The 11982-nt window shown below is 73.1% G+C and carries 11 protein-coding genes; 8 read left to right on the top strand and 3 right to left on the bottom strand.

Annotation, left to right across the window (positions count from 1 at the left end; genetic code table 11):
• Window positions 1–41 precede the first annotated feature (41 nt).
• Window positions 42–1907 carry a glutamine--fructose-6-phosphate transaminase (isomerizing) gene (gene glmS, locus C1729_RS07080; protein ID WP_102509318.1) on the top strand — a complete coding sequence of 622 codons (1866 nt, stop codon included), beginning with the start codon at window positions 42–44 and terminating at the stop codon, window positions 1905–1907.
• 61 nt (window positions 1908–1968) lie between these two features.
• Here the strand turns inward: glmS and C1729_RS07075 are convergent, their stop codons facing one another.
• Window positions 1969–2955 carry an LLM class F420-dependent oxidoreductase gene (locus C1729_RS07075; RefSeq protein ID WP_102509317.1) on the bottom strand — a complete coding sequence of 329 codons (987 nt, stop codon included), beginning with the start codon at window positions 2953–2955 and terminating at the stop codon, window positions 1969–1971.
• Between the two features lie 73 nt (window positions 2956–3028).
• On the opposite strand from C1729_RS07075, the gene C1729_RS07070 reads away from it, so the two are divergent.
• From C1729_RS07070 to C1729_RS07045, 6 genes are read left to right on the top strand one after another with little or no spacing between them, the layout of a single operon-like run.
• On the top strand, window positions 3029–4636 hold the full coding sequence (locus C1729_RS07070; RefSeq protein ID WP_102509316.1) for an NAD(P)H-hydrate epimerase: 1608 nt from the start codon (window positions 3029–3031) through the stop codon (window positions 4634–4636).
• Between the two features lie 15 nt (window positions 4637–4651).
• Window positions 4652–5833 (top strand): alanine racemase, encoded by a 1182-nt coding sequence (alr, locus tag C1729_RS07065; RefSeq protein ID WP_102509315.1) that lies wholly within the window; start codon window positions 4652–4654, stop codon window positions 5831–5833.
• The gene (tsaE, locus tag C1729_RS07060) at window positions 5830–6342 is read left to right on the top strand and encodes a tRNA (adenosine(37)-N6)-threonylcarbamoyltransferase complex ATPase subunit type 1 TsaE (protein WP_102509314.1); all 513 of its coding nucleotides are present in this window, start codon (window positions 5830–5832) and stop codon (window positions 6340–6342) included. The genes alr and tsaE overlap by 4 nt, the downstream gene beginning before the upstream one ends.
• Before the next feature lie 5 nt (window positions 6343–6347).
• A complete protein-coding gene (gene tsaB, locus C1729_RS07055; RefSeq protein ID WP_102509313.1) occupies window positions 6348–7061 on the top strand; it encodes a tRNA (adenosine(37)-N6)-threonylcarbamoyltransferase complex dimerization subunit type 1 TsaB in 714 nt (237 codons plus the stop codon).
• Window positions 7058–7714, top strand: coding sequence for a ribosomal protein S18-alanine N-acetyltransferase (rimI, locus tag C1729_RS07050; RefSeq protein WP_242493751.1), 657 nt, complete (start codon window positions 7058–7060; stop codon window positions 7712–7714). Before tsaB ends, rimI begins: the two co-directional genes overlap by 4 nt.
• A gap of 11 nt (window positions 7715–7725) precedes the next feature.
• Window positions 7726–8607 (top strand): sulfurtransferase, encoded by an 882-nt coding sequence (locus C1729_RS07045; RefSeq protein ID WP_102509312.1) that lies wholly within the window; start codon window positions 7726–7728, stop codon window positions 8605–8607.
• A gap of 61 nt (window positions 8608–8668) precedes the next feature.
• Here the strand turns inward: C1729_RS07045 and C1729_RS07040 are convergent, their stop codons facing one another.
• The gene (locus tag C1729_RS07040) at window positions 8669–9298 is read right to left on the bottom strand and encodes a malonic semialdehyde reductase (protein ID WP_102509311.1); all 630 of its coding nucleotides are present in this window, start codon (window positions 9296–9298) and stop codon (window positions 8669–8671) included.
• Between the two features lie 92 nt (window positions 9299–9390).
• On the opposite strand from C1729_RS07040, the gene tsaD reads away from it, so the two are divergent.
• Window positions 9391–10434 (top strand): tRNA (adenosine(37)-N6)-threonylcarbamoyltransferase complex transferase subunit TsaD, encoded by a 1044-nt coding sequence (tsaD, locus tag C1729_RS07035; protein ID WP_102509310.1) that lies wholly within the window; start codon window positions 9391–9393, stop codon window positions 10432–10434.
• Window positions 10435–10844: 410 nt separating this feature from the next.
• On the opposite strand, the gene C1729_RS07030 is transcribed toward tsaD, so the two are convergent.
• A complete protein-coding gene (locus tag C1729_RS07030) occupies window positions 10845–11981 on the bottom strand; it encodes a glutamate--cysteine ligase (protein ID WP_102509309.1) in 1137 nt (378 codons plus the stop codon).
• Window position 11982: the final 1 nt, after the last annotated feature.

The following is an 11982-nucleotide window of genomic DNA, read 5'->3' as shown; positions in this document are numbered from 1 at the left end:
GCACGCGCAGCATGGGAGCGCAGCCCCTAAAATCTTGACCCATGTGCGGAATCGTCGGACACGTTACGTCCCAGCAGCCTTCCGGCCGGACCCTCGAGGTGCTCCTCGAAGGCCTCGGCCGTCTCGAGTACCGCGGGTACGACTCCGCGGGCGTCGCGCTCGCGGTCCCGGACTCACCCAAGGTCGCGACCGCCAAACGTGCCGGCAAGCTCGCGAACCTGCGCGCCGCGCTCGAGCAGCACCCGCTCCCCGCAGCGACCGCGGGCATCGGTCACACCCGGTGGGCGACGCACGGTGCGCCGACCGACGTCAACGCGCACCCGCACGTCGCCGACGGCGGCCGCCTCGCGCTCATCCACAACGGGATCGTCGAGAACTTCGTGCCGCTCAAGGCCGAGCTCCTCGCTGAGGGCGTCGAGTTCGCGTCCGAGACCGACACCGAGGTCGCGGCCCACCTCCTCGCGCGCGAGTATGCGGCGTCGGGGGACCTCACGGCCGCGCTGCGGGGTGTCGCACGACGCCTCGAAGGTACGTTCACCCTCCTCGCGGTGCACGCCGACCACCCTGACGTCGTCGTGGGTGCGCGTCACGACTCTCCGCTCGTCGTCGGGCTCGGCGAGGGTGAGAACTTCCTCGGCTCCGACGTCGCCGCGTTCATCGCCTTCACGCGCGAGGCGCTCGAGCTCGGCCAGGACCAGGTCGTCACCATCACGCCCGACGCCGTCACCGTCACCGACTTCGATGGCAACCCCGCTGAGGCGCGCCGGTACACGGTCGACTGGGACGCGTCCGCCGCCGAGAAGGGCGGCTTCGGGTCCTTCATGGACAAGGAGATCCACGACCAGCCCAAGGCGGTCGCGGACACGCTCCTCGGCCGCCTCGACGAGCGAGGCCGGCTCCAACTCGACGACCTGCGCATCGACGAGGCGACGCTGCGGTCCGTCGACAAGATCATCGTCATCGCGTGCGGGACCGCAGCCTACGCGGGCCACGTCGCTAAGTACGCGATCGAGCACTGGTGCCGCATCCCCGTCGAGGTCGAGCTCGCGCACGAGTTCCGCTACCGCGACCCGATCGTTACCCCGCGCACGCTCGTCGTCGCCGTCTCACAGTCGGGCGAGACGATGGACACGCTCATGGCCGTGCGGCACGCCCGCGAGCAGGGCGCGAAGGTCGTCGCGATCGTCAACACGCACGGCTCGACCATCCCGCGCGAGTCCGACGCCGTCCTCTACACGCATGCGGGCCCCGAGATCGCCGTCGCGTCGACGAAGGCGTTCCTCTCGCAGATCACCGCCGCCTACGTCCTCGGCCTCTACTTCGCACAGCTGCGGGGCAACAAGTTCCCCGACGAGATCCGCCAGACGCTCGCCGAGCTGCGCGAGATGCCCGCGAAGATCCAGATCATCCTCGACCGCGCACAGAAGGTGCGTGACGTCGCACGGTCGATGGCGGACGAGAAGAGCGTGCTCTTCCTCGGCCGCCACGTCGGCTACCCCGTCGCGATGGAAGGTGCGCTCAAGCTCAAGGAGCTCGCGTACATCCACGCTGAGGGCTTCGCCGCGGGTGAGCTCAAGCACGGCCCGATCGCGCTCATCGACGAGGGGCAGCCCGTCATCGTCGTCGTCCCCTCGCCGAAGGGCCGGGACTCGCTGCACTCGAAGGTCGTCTCGAACATCCAGGAGGTGCGGGCGCGCGGCGCCCGCACGCTCGTCGTCGCGGAGGACGGCGACGACGACGTCCTGCCGTTCGCCGACGAGGTGTTCCGCATCCCGGCGTCACCGACGCTCCTCTCGCCGCTGCTCGCGGTCGTGCCGCTGCAGATCTTCGCGTGCGAACTCGCGACCGCGAAGGGCCTCGACGTCGACCAGCCGCGCAATCTCGCGAAGTCCGTCACCGTCGAGTGAGGTCGTGACGCGCGACGGCCGCGCACCCCGGTCGGGGAGCGCGGCCGTCGTCAGGGAGCGCTCAGCGCAGCGCCGGTAGGACCTGCTGCTCGAGGAGGTCAAGCGAACGCGTCTCGTAGGAGATGAGCGGCACGTAGAAGATTGCGTAGCCCATCCCGAGCGCGCCCATCGCGCCGAGCTTCTCGACGACCTGCTCGGGCGTCCCGACGCCCGGCGTGTCCCGGAGGCTGGCGATCTCCTGGGCCGCGGCCTCGGGAGAGACCGTGCGGCGCAGGTGCTCCTCGTAGCGCGTGATCGTCTCCTCGACCTCGCCGTCGGTCTCGCCGAGGACGACGTTGAAGTTCGCCGAGCGCGTGATCTCGGCGTAGTCGCGGCCGAGGTCACGGCAGTGGCCCTCGAGCACGGTGCTCTTGTGCGCGAACGCCTCGGGCTCGCCCGCGAAGTTCGTGTAGTCCGCATACTTCGCCGCAGTGCGCAGCGTGCGCTTCTCGCCGCCGCCCGCGACCCACGTCGGCAGGCGGCCCGCGAGGGGCTGCGGGTAGCACATCGCACCGTCGACCGTGTAGTGCTCGCCCGCGAACGTCGCCGAGCCCGTCTCCCACATCTGCTTCATGATCTCGACGCCCTCGTCGAGCATCGTGAGACGCTCGCCCGCACGCGGGAAGCCGTAGCCGTACGCGCGCCACTCGTGCTCGTACCAGCCCGCGCCGATCCCCATGTCGACGCGTCCGCCCGAGACGACGTCGACCGTCGCCGCGACCTTCGCGAGGTAGGCGGGGTTGCGGTAGCCCATGCACGTGCACATCTGGCCGAGGCGCACGCGCGACGTCGACGCGGCGAACGCGGCCATGAGCGACCACGCCTCGTGCGTTGCCTCCTCGACCGGCTCAGGAACGGTGTGCACGTGGTCGTACACCCAGATCGAGGAGAAGAGGTCGCCCTCGTCGGCACGGCGGGCGAGGCCCGACATGACCGACCAGTGGTCGGCCGGCGCGATGCCCGTGAGGTCCTGGCGCCAGCCCTGGGGGATGAAGAGTCCGAAGTCCATGGTCACACCGTAGCCGCGCGCCCCGCGGCGGACCGCCCGCGCGCGCCGGGTCGTCGTGGGTGAGGATGGACGCATGATCGAGGCAGTGACGAGCGACAGGATCCGTGCAGCCGAGGAACCGCTGCTCGCTGCGGGCACGCCTCTCATGGAACGTGCGGCCCACCAGGTGGCGCGCCGGGTCGCGGACGTCCTCCGGGCCCGTGCCGGTGCGGTCGCTGGTGCGCGCGTTGTCGTCCTCGCCGGAGCCGGCAACAACGGCGGCGACGGGCTGCACGCGGCCGCGCTCCTCGCGCGCCGCGGCGCGCGGGTCACGGCCGCTCTTCTCGCCGAGCGAGCGCACGCGGGCGGGGTCGCCGCGGCACGCGCTGCCGGGGTGCGGCTCGTCGCCTCCCCGGGCAAGGACCGTCCGTCTGCGGTGCCGGACGTGCCGCGGGCCGCGCAGGTCGCGGTCGCGCGCGAGTCGCTCGCCGCGCACGTCGTCGTCGACGCGCTGTGCGGCATCGGCGCACGGGGCGCGCTCCGGGGCTCGGCCGCGCGCGTCGTGCGGGAGATCAACCGAGGTCGGGACGGCTCGGGCACGTTCGTCGTCGCGGTCGACGTGCCGAGCGGCATCGGGGTCGACGACGGCGTCGTCCCCGGCCCCGTGCTCGCCGCGGACCTCGTCCTCGCGTGCGGCGGTCCCGTCGCAGGGCTCCTCCTTCCTCCCGCTGCGCGCCTCGCGCCCGTCGTCGAGGTCCTCGACCTCGGCGTCGACGTGCCCGACCCCGGCGAGCAGGTTGTCAGGCGTCTCGAGGACGCGGACGTCCGAGCGCTGTGGCCCGTCCCGCACGCGACCGACGACAAGTACGCGCGGGGCGTCGTCGCGATCGTCGCCGGATCTCGCACGTACCCGGGCGCGGGCGTGCTGTGCGCGGGCGCTGCCGTCGCGTCGGGCGCCGGCATGGTGAGGTACGTCGGCCCGCGTCGCGCGGAGGACCTCGTGCTCGCCGCGCACCCCGAGGTCGTGCCGGGCGACGGACGCGCCCAGGCGTGGGTGGTCGGGCCGGGGCTCGAACCCGACGACGAGGACGCCGAGCGGCTCGTGCGCGCGGCGCTCGGGCGCGCGGGGGCGGGCTCAGAGGCCCACTTCGCCGCGACCGGCGTGTGGGGCTCGGGAGCCGGTGCCACTGACGGCGGCGTCGTCCCTGTCATCGTCGACGCGGGAGCGCTCGCGCTCCTGCCGACGCGTTGTGCGCCGTGGGTCGTCCTCACCCCGCACGCGGGCGAGCTCGCGCGGCTCCTCACGTCCCGCGGTCGACCCGTCTCCCGGTCCGCGGTCGAGGCCGCGCCGGCCGAGCATGCCGCGGAGGCAGCCCGGCTCACCGGAGCGACGATCCTCCTCAAGGGCGCGACGACCGTCGTCGTCGGACGCGGCGGCGTGCTCGCGCAGGCCGACGCCCCAGCGTGGCTCGCGACCGCGGGTGCCGGAGACGTCCTCGCCGGGCTGCTCGGCACGTTGCTCGCGGGGCGCGCTGCGGACGCGGTGCGGGACCCTGCGCTCGTCGCACGGCTCGCGGCGCTTGCCGCGCTCGTCCACGGACGCGCAGCGCACGACGCCAACCCGGGCGGGCCCGTGAGCGCGTCAGCCGTCCTCGCGCAGCTGCCCCGGACCGTCGCCCGGCTGCTCGCCCTCCCCGCGTAGTGGGAGAATGACTGGGTGAACGAGCCCTGGTACCCCGCGCGGGCCGTCGTCGACCTCGACGCGGTCCGCGGCAACGTCCGAGCGCTCCGCGACGCCGCCCCGGGAGCAGCCGTCATGGCTGTCGTCAAGGCTGACGCCTACGGTCACGGACTTCTCCCCGTCGCACGCGCAGCGCTCGCGGCGGGTGCGACGTGGCTCGGCGTCGCCCAGCCCGCCGAGGCGCTCGCGCTGCGCGCGGCCGGCATCACGGCACGAACGTTCACGTGGCTCTACGCGCCCGGCGCGCCGCTCGCCGAGCTCGTGTCGGCTGACGTCGACGTGTCCGTGCACGCTCCCTGGGCCGTCGAGGAGGTCGCGGCCGCGGCCCGCGCGGCCGGGCGGCCTGCCCGCGTTCACCTCAAGGTCGACACGGGGCTCGGCCGCTCGGGCGTCATGCCCGACCAGCTCCCCGAGGTCGTCGCCCGCCTCGTCGCGCTCCAGGGCGACGGGCTGCTCGAGTTCGTCGGCGTGTGGTCGCACCTCGCGTTCGCGGACGAGCCCGACCACCCGACGGTTCGTGGGCAGGCCGACGTCTTCGACCGCGCCGTCGAGGTCGCCGAGCGTGCGGGCGCGCACCTCGAGGTGCGGCACCTTGCGAACTCGGCCGCGACCCTCACGACGCCGCACGTCCACCACGAGCTCGTGCGACCAGGCCTCGCTGTCTACGGTCTCTCGCCCGTGCCGCAGCTCGGCGGCCCCGACGCCTTCGGGCTGCGGCCCGCGATGACCCTCGAGGCGCGGCTCGCGACCGTCAAGGCGGTTCCCGCGGGGCAGGGCGTCTCCTACGGTCACGCCTTCCGGACGCCGCGCGGCACCGTGCTCGGCGACGTCCCGCTCGGCTACGGCGACGGCATCCCGCGCCACGCGTCGGGCACACAGGACGTCCCCGGAGCGCCCCTCCGTGTCGGGTCAGGACCTGCCGCGCGCACGCTCCACGTCACGGGGCGCGTCTGCATGGACCAGTTCATGGTCGACCTTGGGCCCGACGCGACCGAGCGCGCGGGCGACACCGTCGTCCTCTTCGGCGACGGAGCCACGGGCGCCCCGACGGCGCAGAACTGGGCCGACGCGTGCGGCACCATCAGCTACGAGATCACCACCCGCCTGGGCGCGCGCGTGCCGCGCGTCCACCTCCACGCCGAGGAGAACCCCGCGTGACCGCGACGACCACGACGACCTTCGACCTGCCCGACGCCGCCGCGACGCGCGCGTGGGGGACCGCGCTCGCGGGCCTCCTGCGCGCGGGTGACCTCGTCGTCCTCACCGGCGACCTCGGTGCCGGCAAGACGACGCTCACGCAGGGCATCGGCGCGGGCCTCGACGTCCGCGGCCAGGTCGCGTCCCCGACTTTCGTCATCGCGCGCGTCCACCCGCCGCTGCACGACGGACCCGCGCTCGTCCACGTCGACGCGTACCGGCTCGGGTCCCTCGACGACGTCGACGCGCTCGACCTCGACACGTCGCTCGAGGACTCCGTGACGATCGTGGAGTGGGGCGAGGGGCTCGTCGAAGGGCTCGCCGACGACCGCCTCGAGGTGACGCTCGCACGCCCGCGCGGCGATTTCGACGAGAACGCCGACGCGTCGGCAGGTGTCCGGCACGTGAGCGTCCGGGCGGTCGGGGAACGGTGGTCCGGCGTCGTCGTCCCGCGTCCCCACGTAGGCTGAGCACCATGCCCGCGCAGCTCGTCCTCAGCATCGACACGTCGGTCGCCGTCGCAGTCGCGCTCACGCGCACCGACGGCACCGTCCTCGCCGAGCGATCGTCTGACGCCGCTCGCCTCCAGGCGGAGCGGCTCGCTCCGCTGCTCGCGGAGGTCCTCGCGGAGGCAGGCGCCGTCCCGCAGGACGTCGCGAAGGTCGTCGTCGGCACGGGTCCCGCACCCTTCACGGGCCTGCGCGTCGGGCTCGTGTCCGCGCAGACGTTCGCCCTCGCGATCGACGCCCCCGTGCACGGCGTGTGCTCCCTCGACGCGCTCGCGCTGCAGGCCGCGTCGACGCTCGGCCTCGAGCCCGGCACGTCCGTGCTCGTCGTCACGGACGCGAAGCGGCGCGAGGTCTACTGGGGCCGGTACTCCGTCGGCGTCGACGCTGCGACGCTCGTCCGCACGGCCGGGCCGGGCGTCGCCCTGCCCGCGGCGCTCGTGGAGGACGGCACGACCGCCGGCGCGGTCGTCGTCGGCCCGGGGGCTTCCCTTTACGGCGACGTCCTCGCGCCGAGCAGCGCCGCCGTCCACGCGGACGCCGTGACGCAGCCCGACCCCGCGGTGCTCGTGCGCCTCGCGTCGGCCGCCGCCGCACGCGGCGACGACCTCGATCCTGCCCCTCTCTACCTACGCCGACCTGACGCGCAGGTGCCGGGCGCGAGCAAGCGGGCGACCGGATGAGCGAGGTCACGCCCCCCGACGACCTCGAGATGACGATCGACCTCGGCGCGCGCCGCGAAGTCGTCGAGGCGGCGTACGCGGAGCACGATGCGGCTGGCACGGTCCCCGAGGAGACGCTCGAGGTCACCCCGCGACGCGCCCGCCCCGCCGTCGCCGACGACAGCCCCATCGCGGCCGGCTACCATCTGCGTCCGCTCGCCTGGGCGGACATCACGCGCGTCGCCGCGCTCGAGGTCGAGCTCTTCGGCGCGAGCGCCTGGACGATGGGCATGCTCACCGAGGAGCTCCGCGGCCGCGGCCGCTGGTACATCGCAGCCCAGCCGGACGGCGAGGGCGTGCCCGCACCACTCGTCGGCTACGCGGGGCTGTGGTTCGACGGCGACAGCTGCCACCTCATGACGATCGGTGTCGACCCGCGCGTCGCGGGCCACGGTCTCGGCGGTGCCATGCTCGACGCGCTCATCGAGCGCGCCCGGGAGATCGACGCGATCTCACTCCTGCTCGAGGTCGCCGTCGACAACGAGCGTGCGATCGCCATGTACACGTCGCGAGGCTTCACGACGATCGGGTTGCGCAAGCGTTACTACCAGCCCGAGGACGTCGACGCCTACACGATGCAGCTTCCGCTCCGCGAGGGGGCGGCCGGTTCCTGACGGAGGTCCAGATGTCGGTACGTGACGAGGTTCTTGTCGGTCCTGCGGCCCTGCGCGGCCTGCTCGACTCCGCGCGGCCGGTCGTGCTGCTCGACGTCCGATGGGCGCTCGGTCGCACCGACGGGCACGAGCAGTACGTTGCGGGGCACGTGCCAGGCGCTGTGTACGTCGATCTCGACACCGAGCTCGCGTCACCGCCGTCGGCCGCCGAGGGCCGGCATCCGCTGCCGGCCCTCGACGACCTCGAGGCGTCCGCGCGCCGCTGGGGCGTGTCGGAGGACGTCACCGTCGTCGTGTACGACGACGCGGGCGGCATGAGCGCGGCGCGAGCCTGGTGGCTGCTGCGGTGGGCCGGCGTCGAGGACGTGCGCCTCCTCGACGGGGGGCTCGCGGCGTGGACCGCGTCAGGCGGAGGCCTTGAGGCAGGGGAGCGCATCCCGGAGCCCGGCACGATCGTCCTGCGCAGCGGGCAGATGCCCGTGACCGACGCCGACGGCACGGGCGCGCTCGCGGCGGACCGCTCGGCGGGCATCGTCCTCGACGCGCGTGCGGGCGAACGCTTCCGCGGCGAGGTCGAGCCGGTCGACCCACGGGCGGGCCACGTGCCGGGTGCGGTGAGCGCCCCGACGGCGGAGAACCTCGGTCCCGACGGGCGCTTCCTCGACGACGCGGCACTGCGGGCACGCTTCGAGGGCCTCGGCGTCGACGTCGGCGCGTGGCAGCCGGGCGATCCGCGGCCCAACCTTCCCGTCGTCGTTTACTGCGGCTCGGGCGTGACGGCCGCGCACCAGGCCGCGGCCCTCGCGAGCGTCGGCGTCACCGCGACGCTCTTCCCGGGCTCGTGGTCGCAGTGGTCGAACGACCCTGACCGCGAGGTCGCGACGGGAGCCTGAGCCTCCGACGACGAGCGCCCGGCACCTCACGGGGTGCCGGGCGCTCGTGCGTGCGGGAGCGTCAGAGGACGCGCGAGACCTCGTGCGCCTCGAGACGGGCGGCACGGGGGTGCGTCGCGCCCTCGACGTCGGCGACCGCGTGGCCGACGTTGACGATGAAGAGCGACTTCCACGCGGTGCCCGCGAAAAGGTCGGCGTCGAGGCCCTCGGCGTCGGAGATGCCCATGGGGCCGACCTGGAGTCCTGCGGCACGCAGCGCCGTGATGAAGTATCCGGCCTGGAGGGTTGCGTTCATACGGCCCATGCTGTCGGCGAGCGCGGGCTGGGACGCGAAGTGGTCACCGATGCCGGGGGCGTGCGGTGTGAGTCGGTCCATGTGGACGTGGAAGTCGAGGTCCGCGGCGAGGACGAGCGTCAGCGGCGCCGCGTGGATCCCCGCGTGGTTGCCCTCCATCGTGTAGGCGCAGAGGCGGTCCTTCGCCTCGGTGCCGCGGACGACGAGGTAGCGGAGCGGGGAGATGTTCATGCTGGTCGGGCCCCAGCGCATGAGGTCGTAGGCCGCGGCGATGTGCTCGTCCGTGACCTCCTCGTCGGTGAAGCGCTTGACGGTGCGCGCCTCGCGGAACAGGAGGTCCGCGGCCGCGTCGTCGATCGTCAGGGGTACGGCGGCGGTGTCGAGCGTCGTGGTCATGCTGGGAAGAACGCTCGGGCGGGGAGGGGGTCTTCCCGGACGTGCCCGGTCGTGAGGCAGGTCACTGGCGTGCGCGCCGTATCCTGGAGGGCATGAGCGAACCCCTCGTCCTTGGTATCGAGACGTCCTGCGACGAGACGGGGGTGGCCCTCGTGAGGGGCCGCGAGCTGCTGTTCGACGCGGTCGCGTCGTCGATGGACGAGCACGCGCGCTTCGGCGGGATCATCCCCGAGATCGCGTCGCGCGCGCACCTCGAGGCCATGGTGCCGACGATCCGCCGGGCGCTCGCGGAGGCGGACGTCGACCTCGCGGAGGTCGACGCGGTCGCGGTGACCGCGGGCCCGGGCCTCCAGGGGCCGTTGACGATCGGGGCGTCGGCCGCGAAGGCGCTGTCGGTCGCGCTCGGCAAGCCGCTCTACGGTGTCAACCACGTCATCGGGCACGCGGCCGTCGACGAGCTTGTTCATGGGGCGTTCCCCGAGCGCGCCATGGCGCTCGTCGTCTCGGGCGGGCACTCCTCGCTCCTGCTCGTCGACGACATCGCGACGTCGGTGACGGAGCTCGGTTCGACGCTCGACGACGCGGCGGGGGAGGCCTTTGACAAGGTCGGCCGGCTGCTCGGCCTGCCCTACCCGGGCGGCCCGCACATCGACCGGCTCGCGCGTGAGGGCGACCCGACGGCGATCCGGTTCCCGCGGGCGCTCACGCTCCCGAAGGACCAGGCGGAGCACGCGTACGACTTCTCGTTCTCGGGCCTCAAGACGGCGGTCGCGCGGTGGGTCGAGGCACGACGCGACGCGGGGGAGGAGATCCCGCTGCACGACGTCGCGGCCTCGTTCGCGGCGGCGGTGGCCGACGTCCTCACGGCGAAGACGATCCGCGCGTGCGAGCTTCACGGGGTCGACACGCTCGTCGTCGGCGGCGGGTTCTCCGCGAACTCGCAGTTGCGCGACATGGCGGCGGAGCGGTGCGCGGAGGCCGGCATCACGCTGCGCATCCCGCCGATCCGCTACTGCACGGACAACGGCGCGATGATCGCGGCGCTGGGCTCGGCGCTCGTGCGCGCGGACGTCGCGCCGTCGAGCCTCGACATCCCGGTCGACTCCTCGATGCCGCTCACGCTCACGCACGTCTGACGCGATCTCGGCACCCATCCCCACCCTCGCCTCCCCGGTGGTCCGATAGCCGATCGGGCCACATGTGGTGACCGGATCCGCGATCGAGCCGCCGACGCCGGGGCCCACCTCCGCCGGCGGGCACCGCAGTGCTGCTCGATAGCGGATCGGGACAGGTGTACTGCACTGATCCGCTATCGAGAGGTCCGGGCGGGCGTGCCTGGCGGTCGTCGGGCGTGGCTCTTGGGCTCGATAGCCGATCGGGGCGCGTGCTGCGCCCCGATCGGCTATCAGAACACTTACGACGGATTGATGGCTTCCGCCCGTTCGATGGTCGGAACGCGACTATCCGTTGCTCGATAGCGGATCGGTACGGGTGTGGTGGTCCAATCGGCTATCGAGGCGAATTAGAGCGGCCGGCCCGAGGCGAATCAGAGGGGCCGGCCTGCACGGAGCTCCGCGACGAGGTTTTCGACGACCGGACCCAGCTCACCACCGTTGCGGCGCGCGACCGCCCGCTGCCGCTGGTAGCCCGCACCCTTGCGCAGGATCGTGCGCACCTGGTCGAGCTCGTCGACGCAGCCGAGCCGCGCCGCCGTCGGCTCGAGCTCGTGGAGCAGCCGCGTCACCGCGTCCCGCACGAGCTCCTCCTCACCACGGGAGTCAAGGATGAGGATCGCGTCCATGCCGTAGCGCGCCGAGCGCCACTTGTTCTCCTGCGCGAACCACGGCGGCAGCGTCGGGAGCTCCTTGCCCTCGTCGAGCAGCGTCGAGAGGTGCTCGACGAGGCAGTGCGTGAGCGCGGCGAGCGCGAGCACCTCGGTGATGTTCGACGTGCCGTCGGAGATCCGTGTCTCGAGCGTCCCGAACCGCGGCGACGGGCGCAGGTCCCAGCGAACCTCGTCGAACGCGTCGATGACGCCCGTGCGCACCATGTCGTCGACGTACCCCTCGAGCTGCGACCACGTCTCGAACTGGAACGGCAGCCCGGCCGTCGGCAGCTGCTGGAACATGAGCGCCCGGTTCGACGCGTATCCCGTGTCCTTGCCGCCCCAGAACGGGCTCGACGCGGACAGTGCCTGGAGATGCCCGAAGTACGCGAGCATGCCGCGCGCGATCGGCAGGACCTTGTCGCGGTCCTCGATGCCGACGTGCACGTGCACCCCGTAGATGAGCATCTGCCGGCCCCACCACTGCGTGCGGTCGATGAGCGTCGCGTACCGCTCCTTGTCTGTGACCTTCTGCTGCGCCCACCGCGCGAAGGGGTGCGTGCCCGCGCACATGAGCTCAACCCGCAGGGGGTCGGTGACCTCGCGGATCTCGTCGATCGCGCGCTCGAGGTCGTCGCCCGCGCCCCGCACGGTGCGGTTGACGCCCGAGACGACCTCGACGGTGTTGAGGAGGAGTTCCTGGCGAATGTGCGGGTGCTGGCCGCCGCCCGCGGGCTCGACGGCGTCGAGGACGGTCTGCGCGACCTGGCGGAGGTCGCCCGAATCCTTGTCGACGAGTGCGAGCTCCCACTCGATGCCGACGGTCGAGCGCTCGGACGGCGCGAATGGCAGGGGCATG

The organism is Sanguibacter massiliensis (assembly GCF_900240335.1).
Lineage (GTDB): Bacteria > Actinomycetota > Actinomycetes > Actinomycetales > Cellulomonadaceae > Flavimobilis > Flavimobilis massiliensis.
Note: the sequence above shows the minus strand (reverse complement) of the source record. Positions and strands in the feature narration are given on the sequence as shown.